The sequence below is a fragment of the Actinomadura sp. KC345 genome (assembly GCF_004348515.1).
Taxonomy (GTDB): domain Bacteria; phylum Actinomycetota; class Actinomycetes; order Streptosporangiales; family Streptosporangiaceae; genus Spirillospora.
Genome location: NZ_SMKH01000055.1, coordinates 11,909 through 33,145, shown reverse-complemented (window position 1 = coordinate 33,145; position 21,237 = coordinate 11,909). Strand labels below are relative to the sequence as shown.

21 protein-coding genes and 1 pseudogene are annotated in these 21,237 nt (G+C 72.3%); 8 read left to right on the top strand and 14 right to left on the bottom strand.

Annotated features, from left to right (window positions below):
* Positions 1–180, bottom strand: a pseudogene (locus E1281_RS41195) (hypothetical protein); the annotation flags it as partial.
* 133 nt (positions 181–313) lie between these two features.
* Positions 314–1,066 (bottom strand): SDR family oxidoreductase, encoded by a 753-nt coding sequence (locus tag E1281_RS12315; protein ID WP_131877508.1) that lies wholly within the window; start codon positions 1,064–1,066, stop codon positions 314–316.
* A gap of 188 nt (positions 1,067–1,254) precedes the next feature.
* Between E1281_RS12315 and E1281_RS12310 the strand changes: the two genes are divergently transcribed.
* Both E1281_RS12310 and E1281_RS12305 read left to right on the top strand, forming a co-directional pair.
* Complete coding sequence (locus tag E1281_RS12310) at positions 1,255–2,322, top strand: zinc-binding dehydrogenase (RefSeq protein WP_165958885.1); 1,068 nt, start codon at positions 1,255–1,257, stop codon at positions 2,320–2,322.
* Between the two features lie 323 nt (positions 2,323–2,645).
* Complete coding sequence (locus E1281_RS12305) at positions 2,646–3,302, top strand: TetR/AcrR family transcriptional regulator (RefSeq protein ID WP_131877504.1); 657 nt, start codon at positions 2,646–2,648, stop codon at positions 3,300–3,302.
* A gap of 94 nt (positions 3,303–3,396) precedes the next feature.
* On the opposite strand, the gene E1281_RS12300 is transcribed toward E1281_RS12305, so the two are convergent.
* Entirely contained in the window at positions 3,397–4,302 is a 906-nt protein-coding gene (locus E1281_RS12300) for a TIGR03619 family F420-dependent LLM class oxidoreductase (protein WP_131877502.1), read from the bottom strand.
* A gap of 135 nt (positions 4,303–4,437) precedes the next feature.
* Here E1281_RS12300 and E1281_RS12295 point away from each other — a divergent pair, with 135 nt between their 5' ends.
* The 3 genes from E1281_RS12295 to E1281_RS12285 are packed head-to-tail and all read left to right on the top strand — an operon-like array spanning position 4,438 to position 7,108.
* Complete coding sequence (locus E1281_RS12295; RefSeq protein ID WP_131877500.1) at positions 4,438–5,193, top strand: ThuA domain-containing protein; 756 nt, start codon at positions 4,438–4,440, stop codon at positions 5,191–5,193.
* Positions 5,190–5,996, top strand: coding sequence for a ThuA domain-containing protein (locus E1281_RS12290; protein WP_131877498.1), 807 nt, complete (start codon positions 5,190–5,192; stop codon positions 5,994–5,996). The genes E1281_RS12295 and E1281_RS12290 overlap by 4 nt, the downstream gene beginning before the upstream one ends.
* 38 nt (positions 5,997–6,034) lie before the next feature.
* Positions 6,035–7,108 (top strand): acyl-CoA dehydrogenase family protein, encoded by a 1,074-nt coding sequence (locus E1281_RS12285; RefSeq protein WP_165958884.1) that lies wholly within the window; start codon positions 6,035–6,037, stop codon positions 7,106–7,108.
* 90 nt (positions 7,109–7,198) lie between these two features.
* Here the strand turns inward: E1281_RS12285 and E1281_RS12280 are convergent, their stop codons facing one another.
* The 6 genes from E1281_RS12280 to E1281_RS12255 form a co-directional block, all read right to left on the bottom strand.
* A complete protein-coding gene (locus tag E1281_RS12280; RefSeq protein ID WP_131877494.1) occupies positions 7,199–7,666 on the bottom strand; it encodes a nuclear transport factor 2 family protein in 468 nt (155 codons plus the stop codon).
* Positions 7,663–8,541 carry an enoyl-CoA hydratase gene (locus E1281_RS12275; protein WP_131877492.1) on the bottom strand — a complete coding sequence of 293 codons (879 nt, stop codon included), beginning with the start codon at positions 8,539–8,541 and terminating at the stop codon, positions 7,663–7,665. The genes E1281_RS12280 and E1281_RS12275 overlap by 4 nt, the downstream gene beginning before the upstream one ends.
* Before the next feature lie 16 nt (positions 8,542–8,557).
* The gene (locus E1281_RS12270; RefSeq protein WP_131877490.1) at positions 8,558–9,538 is read right to left on the bottom strand and encodes a pyruvate dehydrogenase complex E1 component subunit beta; all 981 of its coding nucleotides are present in this window, start codon (positions 9,536–9,538) and stop codon (positions 8,558–8,560) included.
* Positions 9,526–10,551: a thiamine pyrophosphate-dependent dehydrogenase E1 component subunit alpha gene (locus E1281_RS12265; protein ID WP_131877488.1), complete on the bottom strand. Its 1,026-nt coding sequence runs from the start codon at positions 10,549–10,551 to the stop codon at positions 9,526–9,528. The genes E1281_RS12270 and E1281_RS12265 overlap by 13 nt, the downstream gene beginning before the upstream one ends.
* Positions 10,552–10,565: 14 nt before the next feature.
* Positions 10,566–11,984, bottom strand: coding sequence for an aldehyde dehydrogenase family protein (locus E1281_RS12260; protein ID WP_131877486.1), 1,419 nt, complete (start codon positions 11,982–11,984; stop codon positions 10,566–10,568).
* Between the two features lie 114 nt (positions 11,985–12,098).
* Positions 12,099–12,689: a TetR/AcrR family transcriptional regulator gene (locus E1281_RS12255; RefSeq protein ID WP_131877484.1), complete on the bottom strand. Its 591-nt coding sequence runs from the start codon at positions 12,687–12,689 to the stop codon at positions 12,099–12,101.
* Positions 12,690–12,794: 105 nt separating this feature from the next.
* Between E1281_RS12255 and E1281_RS12250 the strand changes: the two genes are divergently transcribed.
* From E1281_RS12250 to E1281_RS12240, 3 genes are all read left to right on the top strand, one after another.
* Entirely contained in the window at positions 12,795–14,024 is a 1,230-nt protein-coding gene (locus E1281_RS12250) for an acyl-CoA dehydrogenase family protein (RefSeq protein ID WP_243716882.1), read from the top strand.
* Positions 14,021–14,449, top strand: a complete 429-nt coding sequence (locus E1281_RS12245) for a VOC family protein (protein WP_131877482.1) — start codon at positions 14,021–14,023, stop codon at positions 14,447–14,449. The genes E1281_RS12250 and E1281_RS12245 overlap by 4 nt, the downstream gene beginning before the upstream one ends.
* A 75-nt stretch (positions 14,450–14,524) precedes the next feature.
* Positions 14,525–15,940, top strand: coding sequence for an FAD-dependent oxidoreductase (locus tag E1281_RS12240; RefSeq protein WP_131877480.1), 1,416 nt, complete (start codon positions 14,525–14,527; stop codon positions 15,938–15,940).
* Between the two features lie 8 nt (positions 15,941–15,948).
* On the opposite strand, the gene E1281_RS12235 is transcribed toward E1281_RS12240, so the two are convergent.
* Genes E1281_RS12235 through E1281_RS12215 form a run of 5 tightly spaced genes read right to left on the bottom strand, consistent with a single transcriptional unit; the run spans position 15,949 to position 21,164 of the window.
* Positions 15,949–16,980 (bottom strand): acyl-CoA dehydrogenase, encoded by a 1,032-nt coding sequence (locus tag E1281_RS12235; RefSeq protein WP_131877478.1) that lies wholly within the window; start codon positions 16,978–16,980, stop codon positions 15,949–15,951.
* Positions 16,977–18,134 carry an acyl-CoA dehydrogenase family protein gene (locus E1281_RS12230; RefSeq protein ID WP_243716878.1) on the bottom strand — a complete coding sequence of 386 codons (1,158 nt, stop codon included), beginning with the start codon at positions 18,132–18,134 and terminating at the stop codon, positions 16,977–16,979. The genes E1281_RS12235 and E1281_RS12230 overlap by 4 nt, the downstream gene beginning before the upstream one ends.
* Entirely contained in the window at positions 18,131–19,303 is a 1,173-nt protein-coding gene (locus E1281_RS12225) for a CoA transferase (RefSeq protein ID WP_165958883.1), read from the bottom strand. The genes E1281_RS12230 and E1281_RS12225 overlap by 4 nt, the downstream gene beginning before the upstream one ends.
* Positions 19,300–20,112, bottom strand: a complete 813-nt coding sequence (locus tag E1281_RS12220) for an enoyl-CoA hydratase/isomerase family protein (RefSeq protein WP_131877474.1) — start codon at positions 20,110–20,112, stop codon at positions 19,300–19,302. Before E1281_RS12220 ends, E1281_RS12225 begins: the two co-directional genes overlap by 4 nt.
* Positions 20,109–21,164 (bottom strand): NADP-dependent oxidoreductase, encoded by a 1,056-nt coding sequence (locus tag E1281_RS12215; RefSeq protein WP_131877472.1) that lies wholly within the window; start codon positions 21,162–21,164, stop codon positions 20,109–20,111. The genes E1281_RS12220 and E1281_RS12215 overlap by 4 nt, the downstream gene beginning before the upstream one ends.
* Positions 21,165–21,237: the final 73 nt, after the last annotated feature.

Here is a 21,237-nt window from a genome sequence, read left to right as displayed (position 1 = left end):
GGTCGCCGGGGCGCTGGTGGACGGGGTGGCCGAAGGGGCCGCCGGCGCGGTGGTACCGGACGTGGGGGCGCCCGCCGCGGACGGCGGGCTCTGCGCTCCGCTCCCGTCATCGCCGTCGCAGGCGGCGACGCCGAGAAGAAGGCCGCCGAGAGCCAGCAAGGTCGCGATGTTCTTGGACACGGGTCAGCTCCGGGAGGCGGGAGGACAGCAGACGGACTTTAACAGACCTTCGACGTCTCCTCCCGCTCTGTGACGGAGCCCTCACGAACATCGGCCTGCTGCGCTCCCGGGACCGAGCCTTCGTCCGGGTGGGTCAGAACTTGACCTTCTTCGTCAGGCCGCCGTCGGCCACGACGTTGACTCCGGTGACCAGGCTTGCGGCGGGGCTGGCGAGAAAGGCGACGACGCTGGCGATCTCCTCGGCGGAGCCCATCGAGCCGCGCGGGATCTGACCCAGGATGGACTCGTAGAACTCGGGCTTCTGGTCCTTGATCGTTTCCCAGCTGCCGCCCTCGAAGTAGACGGGGCCGGGGGAGACCGTGTTGGCCCGGATGCCCTTGGGGGCCAGGGTCTGGGCCAGGCCGGAGGTGTGGTGGATCGTGGCCGCCTTGAGTGCGCCGTACGGTCCCGCCGGGTTCCCCCCGAAGGTCTCCACCGCGGCGGTCGTGCCGATGGCCACGATCGCCGCCGCGTCGGACGCCTCCAACCGGGGCAGGGCGGCCTGGACGAGGTGCACGTAGCCGATCACATCGACCTCGAAGTTGCGGCGCCAGGCGTCGAGACCCGCGCCGCCGAGACCGCTCACGTTGCTGATCACGATGTCGATGCCGCCGAGCGCCTCGGCGGCGTCGCCGACCCAGGTGTCGATGGACGCGGAGTCCGCCATGTCCACCTGCTGGGTGTGGACATCGCCGAGCGACTTCGCGGCCAGGCCGAGGGTCTCCGGGTCACGGCCGCAGATGGAGACCTCCGCGCCCTCGGCGACGAGCGCCTTCGCGATCGCGAGCCCGATCCCCCGGCTGCCGCCCGTGATGAGGGCCCTGCGCCCGTCCAGTCCCAGGTCCATCTGGTTCCCTCCTGCTCGTTGTCGATCAAACTCCAAGTTACTTTAGGTTAGAGTCAGTAAGAAGTGAAGACGCCCAACATGCTGCTCTTCACGGATAAGTCAGGTCAGGCCGCGGCGCCGGCTTGACCTGCTCCGGCAATAACTTGATACTCGACCTATATTTTCCGGGTCGATGCGAAGGAGCCGCGGTGCGAGCAGCGTTCATCAGCGCGGAGGGCGAGATCCGGATCGACGAGGTCGCCGCTCCCGTGCCCGACCGCGGCGGCGTCGTCGTCGACGTCCTGTCGTGCAGCGTCTGCGCCACGGACGCCCACCACTTCGCGGCCGGCGGGCGTGAGCTGCCTCCCTCGATCTTCGGCCACGAGTGGGTCGGGACGGTCGCCGAGACCGGCGCGGACGTCGAGGACCTCGGCATCGGGCAGATCGTCGCCGTGACCGTCGGTTCCTCCTGCGGAACGTGCCCCCCGTGCCGGCGCAACCTCGGCGACCTGTGCGCCACCACCCTGCGGCAGGCGCGCGGGCGGGACGAGGCCGCGCCGCCGTGGGGCGGCTTCTCCGACCGCATCGCGGTGACCGCGAGCCGGGTGATGCCGGTGCCCGCGTCCATGCCGGCGGCGGCGCGCGAGCTGCTGGAGCCCGCGGCGGTGGCCTACCGCGGCGTCCGGCGAGCCCGGCTCCGGATGGACGACCTGGTCGTCGTCCAGGGCGGCGGCGCCATCGGGCAGTTCGCCGGCCAGTGGGCGAGGCTCGCCGGCGCGGGCCGCGTGCTCGTCGTCGAGCCTTCCGCCGCCAGGCGCGACCTCGCGGCCGATCTCGGCGCGGACGAGTCCGTGCCCCCGGAACAGGCCTTCGAGCGCATCGCCGAGCTTTCCGGCGGGCTCGGAGCCGACCTGGTCATCGAGTGCACGGGGATCGCCCCGCTGGTCCAGACGGGGGCGGAGATGCTCCGGCGCGGTGGCCGGCTCTCCCTGCTCGGCTACCCGCTGGAGCCGGCCGCCGTCTCCGTGCGCGACTGGCTGGCCCGCGAGATCGAGGTGGTCGCGTCCATGGGCTACGGCCGGGCCGACACCGCCGCCGCGATCCGGTTCGCCGCCGACGGCAGGTTGCGCGCCGACGGCATGGCCGGCATGCGGATCGGGTTCGGCGGGCTCGCCGCGACGCTGGCCGGGATGAACGACCGGACGATCGACGCGCCGCGGGTCGTCTTCGACCCCGGCCTCGACGGAGCGCCCCGGGAGCGGGCCACCGGCCCGTGACCTCTTCGGAAACCGGCGGCCGCCGGAACGTCCGGGACGAGATGGTCGCCGCACGTTCGCCGTGAACCCCGCCGTCGTGCGGCCAAGGCCTCGTCGGCGGTGAGGACGTGGTTCACTCCCTGGGTACCATCGAGCCGGGCCTTTGCGAAGACGGGTCGATGGCGCCTGCCGCCCCGCACCGCGGTAGGACCGTCGTGTCGCGCGAGTGCACCTGAGCTCTGCCGGACAGCGGTGCCGTACCGGGCTGAGACCACCGGGGTTCGGCGGACTTCTTCCCCAGGGGAAGGCTGCGAGACGTGAGACCGGCAGAAACGGATGCGACGATGACCGAAGCTGAACGAACGGCGCCCCGGGGTGCCCACCGGCCGTCACGCCGCGCGGAGGTCGTGGAGGCGGCGATCCGGGTGTTCGCCGACCAGGGGTTGAAGGCGTCCGTCGCGGCGGTGGCCGAGGAGTCGGGGATGAGTCCGGCGTCGATCTACTACCACTTCCCGACCAAGGACGACCTGCTCACCGCCGCGCTGAAGGAGGTCAGCGACCGGATCTCGGCGACCACGGCGGCCGGTGGCGGGGCGCCGCGGTCCATCCGCGAGGCGGCCCAGTCCGTGTGGGACTACCAGAGTGAGCACGCGGCCGAGACGCGCCTGCTCTACCACTGGGCGCGGACCGGTCCGGAGCCGGCGCGGGCCGTCCGGGAGGAGTTCGTGGCGCATCACGTGAACCAGAGCCGCCGCCGGATGAGCAAGCCGGAGCGCCAGACCCGGCTGGACCTCGCGGTGGAGGAGCTCGTGTCCCGCACGTACGTGCGGCTCGCCATGGACCTCTCCCTGGCCTGGGCCGCGGGCAGCAAGATTGCCGGGTACCGGCGCAAGGATCTGATCGTGGACGCGCTCATCAGGGTCGGGGAGCGCCTCGCCGGCGAGCCCGAAGGAACGGCCGACCTTCGCCAGAAGGCCGACGACGGGGCCGCGGGGCGCTGAGGCGATTCCCAGTTCTCTTGTTTCTTTATAACTGCTCTTGTTGACGGGCGGACGTGCCGGACGCCGCCGGAGCGGGCGCGGTGCCCGGCGGTTCTCACATGCCCAGGGCGTCCGCGACCCGGTCGGGTAGCTCGATCCACGCCTGGGGCGAGGCGATCTCGCCCCAGAAGTTCGCGTCCAGGATCACCTCGGCGACGCCCGCCTCCTCCGCCTTGGCGACCTGCGACGCGATGCCGTCGACGCCCAGCAGCGGGCGCGCCTCGGTGGCACCGCCCGGGGGCTCCATGAAGATGCGCCAGTAGAGCTCGACCGGCTCCTCGCCCTCCGCCCGCCACGCGTTGATCTCCTTGAGCTGCGGCACGACCACGTCGAGGGGGGACGTCGGGTTCCAGATGTCGAACAGCTTCGCGGTGCGGCGCCGTCCCGCCTCGGAGAACATGCCGGACAGCAGCTTCGGGCGGGGCCTCTGGACCGGCTTGGGAGACACGAGCGCCCGCGGGATGTCGAAGAACTCGCCGTGGAACTCCACCGGATCCTCGCCCCAGCAGGCGCGGATCGCCTCGATCAGCTCGTCCGCGCGCCGGCCCCGGGCGCGGAAGTCGACGTCCATCTGGTCGTGCTCCTCGGGGGACCAGCCGATCCCGAAGCCGGCGACCAGGCGCCCGCCCGAGAGCACGTCGATGGTGGCCAGGCGCTTCGCGATGTCCACGGGCCGGTGGTATCCGGCGACGAGGATGCTGGTCCCGATCGTGATCGTCCGGGTCCACGCGGCGAGCGCCGACAGCGACTCGGTCGCGGACAGCAGCGTCCGGTACTGCTCCGGGACGGTCCGTCCGGCCTGGCCCGCGTAGGAGGCCGCGGTCTCCACGGGGTAGAACAGGTGGTCCTGCACCCAGAGGCTGGTGAAGCCCCTGACCTCGGCGCGCTCCGCGAACGTCCGCAGGACCTCGCGGTCCACGTGCGGACCAAGCTGCGGGACTGAGAAACCGACACCGGCCATTGGGCTCCCTCCTCGGCTTGCCGAGAAAGTAGTGTCAGAGTGTTTCTTTAGTCAAGCACTTGTTACTAGTATGGCTCCGCGGTAAGAGGCCGTGCTCCGCGAGGGACACGGCGGGCACCGGGGAGCGGGGATCGGATGGGCCATCGAGCGCGGCGCGGGCTTCTCGTCTGCGGCGGCAGGTTCCACGACTTCGACTTCGTCCGGCTCCGCCTGCTGCACCTCCTGGCCGAGGACGAGTCGGTGCGCATGGACGTCTGCCCCGACTGGACCGGCATCGCGGAACGGCTCCCCTTCGCGGACTTCCTGGTCAGCTACACCTGCGACGTCCGGCCGACCGAGGAGCAGGCGCGGGCGCTGTCCGAGTGGGTGCGCGACGGGCACCGGTGGCTGGCGCTCCACGCCACCAACAGCGCCCTGGAGCTGGGCGCCGAGCAGGTCAGCGCCCTGCCGCTCCCCGAGTCGTTCGTCGACGTCCTGGGCAGCCGCTTCCTCTCGCACCCTCCGATCGCGCCGTTCACGGTGACGCCGACGGAGCCGGACCACCCGCTGGTCTCCGGCGTGGGCGAGCTTGAGGTGACCGACGAGCTCTACCTCAGCGAGCTGCGCCCCGGCATCCGGCCCCTCCTGGTGACCCGCTGGAGCGGGACGACCCCGCGCTTCGCGGACTCCGACTGGACCGGCGACGAGCCGCGTCCGGTCGCCTACCTCAACGACCACGGCGCCGGGTGCGTCTACTACCTGACACTCGGCCACGCCCGGGGGCACTACGACATGCAGCCCGAGATGGACCACTGGCCGACGGTCGACCGGGGCCCGTGGGAGGAACCGGGGTTCCAGGTGCTCGTCCGGCGCGGCCTCGACTGGGTCGCCGAGAGGAGCGGCGCGGCATGAGCACGAAGGTCCTCGCCCTGACCGGCGGCCACTCCTACGACGCGGAGGCGTTCGGCGGCCACCTCGACCACCTCGGGCGGCTCGGCGGCTGCGAGGTCACCTGGGTCGAGCAGCCGGAGGGCAACGCGCTGATCGGTTCCGGGGAGGCCGCGACCTACGACGCGCTGCTCTGCTACGACATGCCCGGGATCGCGGTGAGACTGCGGAACCCGATCCGCACCGAGACGCCCGCGGAGGCGGTCAGGCAGGGGTGGCGCAGGCTGCTGGAGGGCGGCACCGGTGTCGTCTTCGTCCACCACGCGCTGGCGAGCTGGCCCGAGTGGCCGGAGTTCGCCGAGATCATGGGCGGCAGCTTCCTCTACCGGGCCGGCAGGGTGCGCGGCGAGGACCATCCCGACTCCGGTTACATCGAGCACGTGCCGGAAGAGTTCCGCGTCGTCGCGGACCACCCGGTCACCCGCGGCCTGCCCGGGACGTTCCGGCTGCCCAGCGACGAGCCCTACCTCTGCCCGGTCTTCGAGGACTCCATCGAGGTCCTGGTCCGCCGGACGGGGTACGGCGACCCGGGCGCCTACCTCTCCAGCGAGCACATGGTGCTCACCGGCGAGGAGCGGCACTGCGCGACCGCGTCGCCGCTGGTGAGCGACGCGGCCGTCTGGGTCCGCCGGGAGCGGAACAGCCGGATCGTCTACCTCCAGCCAGGGGACGACGGCTCGACCTTCACGGACCCGCACTTCCGGCGCCTGACCCGGAACGCGGTCGCCTGGGTCGGCGAAGTGCCTCCGGAGCAGTCCATCCGCTGAGGCGGTCAACGAGCAGACGGGAACATCCGATGTTTCACTTGACTCCGGAGCACCTGGAGTTCCGGGACCTGGCCAGGAAGTACTTCGGCGAGAAGGCCGCGATCGACCCCCTGGCCGAGCCGGCCGAGGCCGGCGCGATCCGGCGCTGGTGGCGCAGGGCGGACGAGGAACTCGGCCTGGGCGGTTCCTTCCTGTCCGAGGAGGCGGGCGGCCTCGGGCTGGACTTCGGCTTCGCGGCCGTGCTGCTGGAGGAGGCGGGCCGGATCCTGCTCGACGCGCCGCTTCTCCCCGTGGTCGTGGCCTCGCAGGCATTGCGCGGGGTGGACCCGGTGGCCGCCGGGCAGGTACTCCGTCCGGGCGCGGCCGTCGGCGTCGCGCTGGGCGGAACCGACTGGATGACCGCGCCCACCCCGCGGGTCGACCGCTCCGGAGCGGCGCCCGCGGTTACGGGCGATCTTGGACTGGTGCTGCACGGGCAGAGCCTGGACGTCGTGCTCATCCCGGCCGTCGACGCCGGCGGCGAGGCGGGGGTGTACGCCGTGGAGACCGCGGACCCGGGCTACCTCGCCGTCCCCGTGACCGGTGTGGACCTGCGCCGCGAGGCCGCGCGGGTCCGGCTCGAAGCGGCGCCCGCGGTCAGGGTCCCGGGTCCGGGCGACGCGGCTCCGCACCTGCGGCGGGTCGGCGAGGTCGCGGCGATCGCGCTGGCGCTGGAGCAGGTCGGCGCCGGTCAGGCCGCCCTGGAGATGGCGGTCGACTACGCGCGCACCCGGGTCCAGTTCGGTCGCCCGATCGGATCGTTCCAGGCCATCAAGCACCGGTGCGCGGAGATGCTCATCGACGTCGAACGCGCCCGTTCCGCCGCCTACCACGCCGTCGGCCAGGTCGTGGCGGACGCGGATCTGGCCGAGCCCGCGGCGCTCGCCCAGGCCACCGCTTCGGAGGCCCTGGACCGGATCGCCTACGAGAACGTCCAGGTGCACGGCGGAGTCGGGTTCACCTGGGAGCACCCGGCGCACCTCTACGCGCGCCGCGCGACATCCACCCGGGCGCTGCTGGGCGGCCCGGAGACACACCGCGACCGCCTGGTCACCGCACTCCGGCAGGCGTGATCGCCCCTGGCATGGACTCGGCCCCGGCAATCCTGCCGGGGCCGAAGCATGGGGGAGCCGGATCGACGACCGGCCGCGAGGGGGCTCGCGTCAACCGGCGGCCGTCCGGGCGGCTGCGAGCGCGGGAAGGTCGGGGTTCCCCAGCCGCCATCGGATGTCGAGGGTCAGCCCGTCGGCGAGCCAGCGGTCGCGCGCCCGCATGAACCGCCACGTGTAGGTGCCGCCGAGCTCGAACCAGTCCGGCGAACCCCCGGTGTGCAGGACGTGCATCGCCCGCACCTCAAGCTCCGCGACCAGATGATCGCCGTCCCGGGCCACCACGGCGTTGGAGACGGTGTGCTGCGTGGCGTCGCAGTCGTTGATGAACCCGGTGCTCACCCGGGCGACCCAGTCGTCGGCCGTCCACGAGCCGACCGAGTCGGGACGCCACGAGCCGTAGTCCAGGTCGACGCGGTCCGCGAAGGCGGCCCGGTAGGCGCCCCAGTCCCGCCGGTCCAGCCCCCGCAGGGCCCGGTGGACGATCTCGGTCACCTCATGAGCGTCTTCGACCGCGGTCACCCCCCGCTCTCCTCCTTCTCGGCGAGCGCGGCGCGCACGTCGTCGACGCCGCGGCCGCCGACCGCGCTGCCGGCGGTCTCCGCGCTGTGCGCGTGCCCGATGTGGTGCAGGCCGAAGACGGAGTCGAGGCCGGTCGAGAAGCCCATCAGGTCCTCGCACTGGTTGACCGCCCTCTTGGCGAGCGCCAGCCCGAACCGGGGCTGCCCGGCGATCCGGCCGGCGATGTCGAGCGTCCGCCCCTCCAGTTCGGCCCGCGGCACCACGCGGTTCACCATCCCGAGCTCCCTGGCCCGCTGCGCGTCGACCCGTTCGCCGAGGAAGAGGAACTCCTTGGCGAAGCGCGGTCCCATCACCCACGGGTGGGCGAAGAACTCGACGCCCGGCACGCCCATCATCACCACCGGGTCCGCGAAGAAGGCGTCGTCGGCGGCGACGATCATGTCGCACGCCCAGGCGAGCATCAGGCCCCCCGCGACACAGGCGCCCTGGACCATCGCGATGGTCGGCTTGGGGATCTCCCGCCAGCGCTTGCAGAGGCCGAGGTAGAGCTCCGACTCCCGTGCGAACCGGGACTCGACCCCCGGCTTGCCCACGTGGTCCCACCACATGCCGGCCATCGGCGGGAAGGTGGTGTCGACGTCCCGTCCCGGTGTCCCGAGATCGTGCCCGGCGGAGAAGTGGTCCCCCTCACCCCCCAGGACGATGACCCGCACGTCATCGTCCCGGGCGGCGGCCAGGTAGGCGGCGTCGAGCGCGTACAGGAGCGCCCCGTTCTGCGCGTTGCGGTAGCGCGGCCTGTTCAGTTTCAGCACGGCGACACCGTCGCGCACGCTGTAGGTCACGAGTTCCTCTTCGCGTTCCTGTTCCGCGCTCACCGTTCCTCCTGTCCGGTCAGTCCACGACGTGCTTGCACACGGTCTCCACGATCCGGTCCACCGACGGGATCGCGAGCGCTTCGAGCGACTGCGACTGCGGCAGCGGGATGTGCGGCGTGGTGATGCGGACCGGCGCGCCGTCGAGGTATTCGAACGCCTCCTCGACGGCGATCGAGACGAGTTCGGCGCCCCAGCCCAGCAGGCGGGGGTTCTCCTCGACGGTGAACAGGCGCCCGGTCTCCTTGAAGCTGTCCAGGACGGTGGTCACGTCGAGCGGCACCAGCGACCGCAGGTCGATGACCGTGCAGTCGATGCCGTGCTGCTCGGCCAGGACCGCCGCGGCCTCCATGGCCTTCGGCGCCATCGCGGCGAGGGCGACGATGGTGGCGCGCTCGCCGGTGCGGACCACCTTGGCCCGGCCGAGCTCCTCGACGATCTCGCCGTCCTCGACGTCCTGCTTGGTGGCCAGCAGCGCCTTGTGCTCCATGAACATGACGGGGTCGTCGTCGCGGACCGCCGCCGCCATCAGGCCCACCACGTCGCGCGGCGTCGACGGCGCCACGACCTTCAGTCCGGGCACCTGCATCAGCCAGTTCTCGACGCTCTGCGAGTGCTGGGCGCCGAAGCGGAGGCCGCCGCCGTTGCCGAAGCGCACCACGAGCGGCATGGTGATCTGGCCGTTGGTCATGTACGGCGTCTTGGCGATCTGGTTGACGATCATGTCCTGGCACACGGACACGAAGTCGGCGAACATGATCTCGGCGATCGGCCGCAGGCCGGTCATCGCGGCGCCCATGGCCGCGCCGATGATCGCGTCCTCGGAGATCGGGGTGTCCCGCACCCGCTCGGGGCCGAACTCCTCAAGGAGGCCGACGGTGGTCTTGAAGACGCCACCGGCCGCCGCCAGGTCCTCGCCGATGAGCATGACGCGCTCGTCGCGCGCCATCTCCTGGGCGATGCCGCGCGCGACGGCGTTGCGATAGATCAGTTCCGCCACGACGCACCTCCGTCGGCCCACACGGCCGTCATCAACTCTGCGGGGTCGGGATCGGGGGAGGAGACGGCGAACTGCGCGGCGTCCTCGGCGTCCCGTTCGGACTCCGCCTCGATCTCGTCCAGGACGGCCTCCGGGACGCCGTCCGCGACGAGGCGGCCGCGGTGGAGCGGGATCGGGTCCCGCTTGAGCCATTCCGCGATCTCCTCCTCGGGACGGTAGGTGCCCGGGTCGGCGCTGGCGTGGCCGAGGTGGCGGTAGGTGACGGCCTCGATCAGCGACGGGCCGCCCCCGCTCCTGGCCAGATCGATCGCCCGGCCGGCGTGCGCGTGGACCTCGTCGGGGTCGTTCCCGTCGATCAGGATCCGCTGGAGCCCGTACGCCGCCGCCCGGTCGGCCGCGGGGTTGGGCACCGCGGTCACGTCCCGGATCGGGGTGTATTCCATGTACTGGTTGTTCTCGCAGACGAAGACCACCGGCAGCTTCCACACCGCGGCAAGGTTCAGCGCCTCGTGGAAGGCGCCGATGTTCGTCGTCCCGTCACCGAAGAAGCAGACCGCGACCTGCCCGCTGCCCCGGTACTGCGCGGAGAGCGCCGCACCGGCCGCCACGGGAAGGTGGGCGCCGATCACGGCGTACGAGCCCATCATTCCGTGCTCGACGCTGGTCAGGTGCATCGAGCCGCCCTTGCCGCCGGCGAGCCCGGTCGCCTTGCCGAGCAGCTCGGCCATGATCGGGCGCATCGGCACGTCGCGCGCCAGGATGTGGCCGTGTCCGCGGTAGGTGGCGAAGGTGTAGTCGTCTTCGCGGAGCGCCACCCCGAAGGCCGCGGCTATCGCCTCCATTCCGATCGAGGCGTGGCCCGGCCCGGTCATCCCCTGCTGGAAGAGCCGGTGCCACCGCTGGTCGAAGTGCCGGATCCGGGACATCAACCGGAAGATCTCGATCCGCTTCTCAGGTGTCGGCACCCGTCCCGCGCCCTGCTCGGGACGCTGTTCAACAGCCGCTTCGGCCATCCCGCCCTCTCCGTTCACAAACGAATCGCCTTGAGTTCGAAGTACTCCTCAAGGCCGTATTTGCCGAGTTCCCGGCCGTTGCCGGACTTCTTGACGCCGCCGAAGGGCGCCCTGGCGCTGAAGGCGCCGCCGTTGACCGCGACCTGACCGGTCCGGATGCGGCGCGCCACGTCCACCGCCCGTGCCCGGTCGCCCGACCAGACCGCCCCGCTGAGTCCGTACTCGGAGTCGTTGGCCACCTCGACCGCCTCCTCGGTGCCGTCCACGGGGATGACCACGAGGACCGGGCCGAAGATCTCCTCCTGGGCCACCCGCATCCCGGACTTCACGTCGGTCAGCACGGTCGGCCTGACGTAGTAGCCGCCGTCGGCGGGCTCGTCGCCGACCCCGCCGGCCAGCAGCCGGGCGCCCTCCTCGACGCCGAGCGCGATGTAGGAGTTGATCGTGGACCGCTGCTCGGCCGACGCCATCGGGCCGACCACGGTGCCCTCCGCGAACGGGTCGCCGACGACGACCTCCGCGACGGCGGCCTCGATCTCGGCCTCGACCTCGGCCAGGATCGAGCGGGGGACGACGAGGCGGGTCAGCGCGGAGCAGGTCTGTCCGCCGTTGAGGAAGCAGGAGCCGACCGTGGCCCGGACGCCGCGTGCGACGTCGGCGTCGTCGAGCAGGACGGCGGCGGACTTGCCGCCGAGTTCGAGGGCGACCCGCTTGACGCCCGGCGCCGCGGCCTCCGCGATCCGGGCGCCGGCCGCCGTGGAGCCGGTGAAGCTGATCATGTCCACGTCCGGGTGGGCGACGAGGGCCTCGCCGATCCCGCGCCCGGTTCCGGTGAGCAGGTCGGCCACACCGGCGGGCAGGCCCACCGCCTCGATCTCCTCGAACATGAGGACCGAGCTCAGCGGGGCCACCTGCGAGGGCTTGACCACGATCGCGCACCCGGCGGCGAGCGCGGGCGCGAGCTTCGCCACGACCTGGTAGATCGGATAGTTCCACGGGGTGATCGCACCGACGACACCGACGGGCTCCCGTACGACGGTGACGTTGTCCACCTGCTCTTCGAGGGCGAGCTCCTCGACGGCGTCCGCGGTGGTCCGCAGGACCGCGACGGGCAGTCCGACCTGGACGGTGCGGGAGAACGCCAGGGGCGATCCGACCTCCCTGCTCATCACCGCGGCGAGCTCGTCCTCCCGGGCCGCCAGCCGGTCGGCCAGGCGGCGCAGGAGCGCGGCGCGTTCCCGTACCGGAACGGCATTCCATCCGGGCTGGGCGCGTCGCGCCGCGGCCACGGCCCGTTCCAGCTGGTCGGCGCCCGCCGGGCGGAACGACTCGACGAGGGACCCGTCCGCGGAGTCGTGCACCGCGATGTCGTCTCCGGACCCGGTGCCGACCTCCCATGCGCCATCGATGTGGTTGCCCGGCCGCACAGCCATGGACTGGCCTCCTCGGTCGCTTCGCGTGAGCGCTTCGCGTGGGCCCGGTCACATCGCCCACCAGGGCGCAGGCTAACTAGTAACTACATGGTGTGGCAAGTAATCGACTGGATATCAAGAAAGCAGGATGCGGCGCCCCACCAGGTGGGCGGCGTGCACGTCGGTCCCGAACGCCGCCGGGGGCTTGTCCGAGCCTTCGAGCGCCTTGGCGGCCAGCTCCGCGAGGAGCGCCAGCAGTGCCATCGCGCGCATCGTCGCGTCCAGCCGGCCCAGGTCGGGGTCCCGCCGCGACACCTCCCCGGCCATCACCCGGACCGCCGGCTCCCAGGGCGAGACCTCGGGCTCCTCGTCGGCCCCGCGGGAGAGCTGGTTGGCAACGAAGAGGAAACGCGCCTCCTTCGGTGAGCGGCGGATCCAGTCGGCGGCACGGTTGATCACCCCGTCGACCCAGTCCTCGATGGCCGCCTCGTCCTTCTGGGCGGTGACCACGTCCTGCAGCGACCGTTCGATGCGGTCGCGCAGCGCCTCCAGCAGTTCCTCGCGGCTGTCGAAGTGGTAGTAGACGGCCGCCGAGGTCATGCCGGCGCGCTTGGCGATCTGCGAGATGGCCACGTCGTACTGTCCGTCGCTCATCAGCTCGTCGAGCGCGGCATCGAGCAGTTCCTCGCGGCGCGAGGGCCTGTGGGCTGGTCGGACAACTGCCATGGGAGCCTTGCCACCTTTCTGTAGTTGCTGTTGACTATGTAGTATCCACGGCGCGGTCTGGGACCGGCCCAGGTTGGAGATCCTCTAGGAGGCACCTTGCCAAAAGTGTCCCACGCGTCGACGTTGGAGGAATGGGCCTCCGGCGCGAACGGCTGGCTGGCGGGCCACCTGCCCGCCCGGTCGGACGAGGGGTTCGAGTGGGGGATCGGTGACGACGGGACTCCCGTCTTCCACAACCTTCCCCACGCCGACGAGGCGAAGCTGATCGAGCGGAGCGCCGCCTGGCAGCGGCAGAAGTACGACGCGGGCTACGGCGCCCTCTCGCTCCCGGAGGAGCACGGCGGTGCCGGACTGCCCGGTGAGTACGAGCGGACGTTCGCGATGCTGGAGTCCCGGTACCAGGCGCCGCCGACCCCGGAACTGGTCGGCGTCACGGTCGGCCTGATCGCCCCCACGATCGCCCGGTTCGGCGCGGACGAGCAGCGTTCCCGATGGCTCGCGCCGATGCTGCGCGCCGACCTGCTGGCCTGCCAGCTCTTCTCCGAGCCGGAGGCCGGGTCCGACCTGGCCAACGTCCGCCTCCGCGCCGTGCGCGAGGGTGATGCGTGGATCCTCACGGGGCAGAAGGTCTGGACCTCCGGCGCCCAGTTCGCCCACGTCGGCGAGCTCATCGCGCGCACCGACCCGGCCGTCCCCAAGCACCGGGGCATGACGGCGTTCGTCGTGCCGATGGACGCGCCCGGCGTCGACATCCGCCCGCTGCGGCAGATGTCCGGCGGCACGTCCTTCAACGAGGTCTTCTTCAACGACGTGCGGATCCCCGACTCCGACCGCCTCGGCGACGTCGGCGACGGCTGGCGGGTCGCGCTGACCACCCTCGGATTCGAGCGGGGGCACTCCGGCCGGCGCAAGGTCGGCGGCACCTGGCGCTACCTGTGGGAGCTGGCGGAGCGCACCGGCGGACTGGAGGACCCGGTGAAACGGCAGAGCGTGGCCAGGGCCTACACCGCCCACCGGCTGCTGGAGCTGCTCGGGGACCGGGTGGCCAAGGCGCATGCCGCGGGCGACGCGCCGGGTCCGGCGGGCTCGCTGCGCAAGGTCTTCTGGGTCGACCAGCTCCGGGCCTTCTCCGAAACCAGCCAGGACCTTCTCGGTGAGCGGCTCGCCTTCGACCACGGCGAGTGGGGCGCCTACGGGTGGAGCGAGCACGTCCTGGGCGCACCGGGCTTCCGCATCGCGGGCGGGTCCGACGAGATCCAGCGCAACATCATCGGGGAGCGCGTGCTCGGGCTGCCCGCGGAGCCGCGCACCGACAAGGGGCCGATGAACTCATGACCGGCTTGGAAACGGCGATGGTGGCGGCACGGCCCGAGACGCTGGCGGCCTTCTACCAGAACGTCTTCGGTCTCGAACCGGAGTGGAGCGTCGAAATCACCGACGAGGCGTTCGCCGACGCGGGGCTCGGGGTGCCCTGCCGGGTCGTCTGCCTCCGCACGCCGTCGGGCCAGCGGCTCAAGTTCCTGGGCCCCGGCCGGAACCCGCGCCCCGGCGGCAGCGGCAGGCCAGTGGTGGGGCAGGTCGGTACGCCCTTGTTCACGCTGGTGGTGGACGACCTCGACGAGGCCGTCGCCGCCGCGGAGGCGGCGGGCGGAGGATCCCTCGGCAAAGGCAACGTCATCGACGTCGGACCCGGGACCCGCATCGCCTTCCTCACCGACCTGGAGGGGAACGCCGTCGAGCTGATCGAACGCGCCTCCTGACGCGACCGGCCACAGGGCCGTCCGCCTGTCGGCCGGGCCCGTGAGCGGCACTTCCGACCACGCAGAGGAGCGAGCATGGACACCATCGACGTGATCATCATCGGATCCGGCATCGCCGGTCTCTCGGCGGCGCTCTCCGCGACGGAGAACGGGGCGCGGACCGTCGTGGTCTTCGAGGCCGACACCGAGATCGGCGGGGCGTCCCGCCTCTCCGGCGGCATCATCATGGGCGCCGGGTACGGGCTGCAGCGCGAGGCCGGTGTCGAGGACTCGGCGGAGAGCTTCTACCGCGACTACATGAACGCCAACGTCTGGAATCTGAACCCCGCAGCGGTCAAGGCCTTCTGCGACGAGTCCGGCCCCACCATCGACTGGCTGGTCGGCCACGGCGTCCGGTTCCACCCCGATCTGATCTTCGGCGGTGCGGAGAACACCCCGCGCTGCGTGGCGGCGGTCGGCCAGGGCGGGCAGATCGTGAACGGCTTGGCCCGCAAGGTCCGCCAAGCGGGTGTGGACATCGCCGTCGACCACCGCGTCGAGCGGATCCTGTTCGAGGACGGCCGCGCGGTCGGCGTCGTCGTGGGCGGCGAGGAGATACGGTCCGCTTCGGTGGTGATCGCCTCGGGCGGCTACGGAGCGAACCGGGAGCTGCTGGCCGAGCACAACCCGTCCTGGACGGCGACCGGCGACTGGGGCTGGTACATCGGCACCGGGACCGCCCAGGGCGACGCCTTCGGTTTCGCCGAGCAGCTCGGCGCGCGGATCGACGGCCACGACCGGGGGCTGCGGCTGCTGCACCCCGGTTTCGTGCGCACCTTCGAGAGCTACATCCCCGGCTGGATGGTGCTGGTCAACAAGGAGGGCCGCCGCTTCGTGGACGAGTCGAGCGCCTACGGGGTGCTCGACCGGACGACGCACTCGAACGGCGGTGTCGCCTGGTTCGTCTTCGACCACCAGGCCGTCGACCGGAGCACGGCGGGCAACACCAAGGCCTACAAGCAGGTCATGCCCGAGCGCGAGGACCGCCAGAGCCCCAACTGGAACCCCGCGATGATCGCCGAGCAGGTCGAGGCGGGCCGGATCCATAGCGCCGGCACCGTTGCCCAGCTCGCCGTGAAGGCCGGCCTCCCCGTCGACCAGTTGCAGGCCACCGTCGAGGCGTACAACGACGGCGACCACGACGCCTTCGGCAAGGACGCCCAGTTCGTCCGTCCGATCACCGAAGGCCCGTTCTACGCCGCCGAGGTCCGCCTGGCCACCCTGTGCTGGACCGGTGTCGGACCCGCCGTCACCGGGCGCGGCGAGGTCATGGACACCCTCGGCCGCCCCATTCCCGGCGCCTACGCCTGCGGTGAGGTGACCGGCGGCGTCCTCGGAGACGTGTACGTGGGCAGCGGCAACTCCGTCGGCAACTCGGCGACCTTCGGCCGCATCGCCGGCCGGAACGCGGCGCTGAGCATCGCCGGCGTCCCGGCGGCGACCTCCGCCTGAGCCGCGTCCTACACCCCCGCGAGGAGCGCCCAGGCGCCGGTGCCCGCGGCCTGGGCCGCCGCGCCCGCCCGCGTCCACCACACGCGCTCGCCGCCATGGTCGTCGCGCCAGGTCCACAGCCGGTTGGTGATCGCGCCGAGCCGGTGCTCCCGGGTGAACCCGATGGCGCCGTGCAACTGATGCGCCGCGGCGCACACCGGTGCGACGAGGTGGGACGCCTCCGCCTTGGCGGTGGCGACCGCCAGGCTCGCGTCGCCCGTTCCGTCCTGGACCCGCACCAGCGCGGAGCGGGCGGCGACCCGGGTGAGCACCGCGTGGCTCGCGATGCCTGCGAGCCGCTGCTGGACCGCCTGCAAGGCGGCCAGCGGCCGGCCGAACTGCTCGCGCTCCTGGACGTGCCGGGTGGTCTGGTCGACCAGCGACTGCATGCCCGCGGCGATCTGGACGGCGCGCACCAGCGCGCCCCGCTCGTCGAACCACCTCCGCCACGCGCCGCTCGGCAGCGGCGCCGAGACCGCGGGAGCCACCCCGGTCAGGACGGCGTTGCCGCGCTCCTGCCCCGCCAAATCCCGGACCACCTCCACGTGCTCGCGGAAGTCCTCGACGGCCAGTACGGAGACCTGTGCGTCCGCGCCCGTCTCCGAGAGCACGATCACCGTGTCGGAGGAGGCCAGCCAGGGGACGTCGCGGATCTCACCGTGCACGCCCTCCGCGTCGATCCGCCCGCCGGCCACGGCCGCCGCGGTGAGCACACCGTCCGGCAGCTTGATGCCCGCCAGGTCGAGGAGCGGGACCGCGAGGAACAGCGCCTCCCCGGCCGGTACCGCGACGAGCGCGGCGGCCTCCACCACCTCGGCGGCGTCCGCGAGCGTGCCGCCGCCCCCGCCGATCCCGACGCCGGCGTTCAGGCCGGTGAACCCGTGGCCGGCCAGTGAGTCCCACGCGGCGCGGTCGAGACCGGCCGGCGGCTCCGCGTCGTCGGGCAGGTGATCGGCCAGGACGCCGTCGGCGGCGCTCCTCAGCTCGTCCAGGTGACTCACCGTCCCACCAGTCCCTTCGCCACGATCGAACGCAGCACCTCGCTGCTGCCGCCCCGCAGAGTGAAGGCCGGGGAATGCCACTGGGCCTGGGCCAGCATGACCCCGAGCGGGTCGCCGTCCGGTGCGGGCCGGTTGCCCAGCCGGCGGATCGTCTCGGTCACGTCGCTCTCGAACGCGGTCCCGAGGTCCTTCACCAACGCGGCCTCCAGCGCCGGGTTCCGTCCCGCCGAAAGCTCGTGGGCGACGCCCAAGGAGAGCATCCGCAGGGAGGTCAGGCGGGTGACCAGACGGCCCAGCTCGGCCTTGGCCTCGTGGTCGTCCTCGGTGACCTCCGCGGCCCAGAGCAGCAGCAGTGGCAGGGTCGAGAGGATCCGCTCCGGGCCGGACCGCTCGTTGGCCAGCTCCTGGGTGACCTGGCGCCAGCCGGCCCCGCGTTCGCCGAGCAGCGCGTCCGGCCCCACGACGGCGTCGTCGAAGACGACCTCGTTGAAGTGCCGGCCGCCGTCGATGGTGGTGATGGGCCGGATGTGGACGTCCGGATGCGGCAGGTCGACCACGAACTGGGACAGCCCCTGGTGTCGCTCCCCCTCGTCGGAGCGGGCGAGCAGGACGACGGTCGTCGCCACATGCGCGTTGCTCGTCCACAGCTTGGAGCCGGTGATCCGCCAGCCCTCGGCCACCGGGACCGCGCGGGTGCGCACCGCCGCCAGGTCCGACCCGGCGTCCGCCTCGCTCATGCCGATGCAGAACAGCTTCTCGCCCCGGGTGATGCCGGGGAGATACCTGTGCTTCTGCTCCTCGGTTCCGTTGCGGAGGATTCCGGGTGCCATCTGGCGGTCCGCGATCCAGTGCGCCGCCACCGGCGCGCCGCTGGCCAGCAGCTCCTCGGTGACCACGTACCGCTCCAGGCTCGTGCGGCCGTGGCCGCCGTACTCGACCGGGATCGTCATCCCCAGCCAGCCCTGCCCGGCGAGGAGCCGGCTGAAGTCCGGGTCGATGCCGGACATCCAGGAGTCGGGCGCCGGCGTGAAGCGGCCCCTGGCCACCTGGTCGGCGAGGAACCCGCGTACCCGGCCGCGCAGCTCCTCGTACTCGGGCGGCAGCGCGCCGCTCGCGGAGAGCATGACGCGGTGCCTGGACGTGGCTCGGCTCATCGCTCCTCACTCCCTTCCAGCCAGGCCTCAAGGGCGGCTCCGCGGCCCTCGTCGGGCAGCATCGGCCCCGGCCGGTCCCGGGGGTCGGCGACCGGGGTGCGGCTGAAGCGCCACGGGGCTCGGGTCGCGACGTAGCGCTCTCCCCGAGCGTCCTCGACCTCCTGGAAGAAGTCGACCGCGGTCAGGTGCTCGTCGTCGAAGAGGTCGTCCAGTGACCGGACCGCGGCGGCCGGGATGTCGGCGTCGTCGAGGGCCTTCAGCCACTCCGACGTGCTGCGTTCGGCCATGCGCCGCTCCAGCAGCGCGTAGAGGTCGTCGATGTGCTCGTTGCGCGCCGCCGGGGTGGCGAAGCGTTCGTCCTCCAGGACCTCCGGCTCGCCGATCAGGTCGAAGAAGCGGCGCCAGTGCCCGTCGTGGTAGACGACGACGGAGACGACTCCGTCCCGGGTCCGGTAGGGCCTCCGGTACGGCGAGCGCATCCGCCGGTAGCCGGTGTCGCCCAGGGACGGCGAGAATGCCCGGCCGCCCCACTGCTCCATCAGGGCGAAACCGGCCAGGGTCTCGAACATGGGGACCTCCACGGCCTGGCCCTCCCCGGTCCGCTCCCGGTGGAGCAGTCCGGCCAGCACGGCCTGGGCGGCGGACATCCCCGCCACCTTGTCGGCCAGCGGCGTGGCCAGGTAGGCCGGGTCCTCGGAGTGCATGCTCTGCAGCCAGGAGAGCCCGGAAGCCGCCTGGATCGTGTCGTCGTAGGCCGGCCGTCCGGCGTCGGGGCCGTCCGAGCCGTACCCCGTGATCGCCACGTGGACGAGGCGCGGGTTGATTCCCAGGGCGGCGTCCGGGCCGATGCCCAGCCGCTCGGCGGCGGCGGGCCGCATGTTGTGCACCAGAACGTCCGCACGGGCGAGGAGCCGCCGCATCTCCTGCCGGCCTCCGGCCGACTTGAGGTCGATCAGCACCGTGGCCTTGTCCCGATTGGCCGAGGCGTAGACGCTGCTCATCCCGGGACGCGCGATCGTGCCGAGGTTCCGGGTCACGTCCCCTCCCGGCGCCTCGACCTTGAGCACCGCCGCGCCGAGATCCGCCAGCTGGCGGGTGCAGTACGGTCCGGAGAAGGTGGTGCTCAGGTCGAGGACGCGCGCCCCGTGCAAAGGCCCCCGCCGGGTCACCGCCCCGGCACCTGCGGCTTGGACGGGTTCGTGGCCCAGCCCTCGCGGCCCTTCCTGCCCAGGGACCACATCTGGACGCCGCGCTCGATCTCGACGGCCTGGTCCCAGGAGACGGCGGGCGGCCCGAGCTCCAGCTTGAGGCTCCGGGTGACCCGGCGGGTCAGCTCCGGGTCCTGGGCGGGCATCGCGACCAGCTCGGCGACCTCCGCGTCGATCCGGTCGGCGGGGACGGCGAGCCCCCACCCCAGCTCCGCCGCGCGCCCACCGGATATCGCCTGGCCGAAGAGCGCCATCGACACCGCCGTGGGCCGGCCGACCGCGCGCCCCAGCAGCCCGAGGTGGCCGCCGCCGGGATGGATCCGGCGGGCCAGGAAGCCGCTGTCGAGGACCGCGTCCGGGGTGGCCACCATCAGGTCGGTGGCCAGCGCCAGGTTCAGTCCGGCGCCCACCGCTCCGCCGGTCACGACGGAGACCGTCGGGACGGGCAGCGAACCGATGCCGACGAAGGAGCCGTAGACGGCCGACGTGCGGGCCACCGCCTCCGGGCTCGCCGCGTCGGCCGACGACGCGGCCAGGTCGCGGGTGTCCGCGCCGCTGCAGAAGTAGCCGCCGTCGCCGCGCACCACGACCGCGCCGATCGCGGTGTCGTCGGCGACCATCGCGCAGAACTCCGCGATCTGCCCGGCCATCGCGAGCGTGATGGCGTTCTTCCGGCGGGCGTTGCGCAGGGTGAGCGTCGCCACCCCGTCCTGGACCTCGTAGGTGGCCGTCCCCGGCGCGTCCGGGCGAGCGGATCCGGGCGCGCTCACAGCTTCACCAGCATCTTGCCGAGGTTGGCGCCGGTGAGCACGCCGATCAGGGCCTCCGGGGCGCTGCCGAGTCCCTCGCGGACCGTCTGCTCGACGACCATCTTCCCGTCGTCGATCCACCCGATGACGTCGTCCTCGAACCTGTCCTGCAGGTCGAAGTGGTCGCGGGCGATGAATCCGCGCAGCGTCAACCGCTTGAGCACCGCCTGGATCAGCTGCCCGACGGCCGGGCCCTGGTGCTGGGCGGAGAAGTCGACGCCGAAGTTGGAGATCATCCCGCACAACGCGATCCTGCCGAACGGGTCGAGCAGGTCCAGCGCGATCGTCAGCTGCTCGCCGCCGACGTTGTCGAAGTAGACCGAGTAGCCGTCCGGGGCGGCCTCGCGGAGCCGCTCGGCCAGGTCCGGCTCGCGGTAGTCCACGCCGGCGTCGAAGCCGAACGCGTCCACCAGGGCCCTGGCCTTCTCCGGGCCGCCGGCGGTGCCGACCACGCGGTCCGCGCCGAGGTTGCGGGCCATCTGCCCGGCCACGCTGCCCACACCGCCGGCGGCGCCGGAGACCCACACCGTGTCGCCGGGGACGACCTGCGCCACCTCGGTGAGACCGACGTACGCGGTGAGGCCGGTGAGGCCGAGGGCACCGAGCCAGTACGGCGCCGGGGCCCGGTCCACCCTGATCCGGCGGGCCTCGTCGGCCCGGACCACCGCGTGCTCGCGCCAACCCAGCTGGTGACGCACCCAGGTGCCTTCGGGGAGGGCCGCCGAGGCGCTCGCCGCGACGCGTCCGACGGCCATCCCGTCGAGCGGCGCGCCGAGCGCGAAGTTCCGCGTGTAGTGCTTCTCGAAGTCCTCAAGGCGCCCGCGCGTGGACGGGTCGACGCTCATGTAGTGGTTCTCCACGAGCACCTCGCCCTCCGCCGGCGCGGGCAGGGCGACGTCGGCGATCTCGAAGTCCTCCACCCGGACCACCTGCCCCACCGGTCGGCGGGTCAGCACCACCGCGCGGGTGGTCGTTCCTCGGGCGGGACGCGCCTGCTCGGCAATGGACGTCATGCAAACCTCTCCTGGATCGTGAACGGCCGACCGGGTCGCTACCTCGTCGACTTGCGGCGTGTTGTTGTTCTCG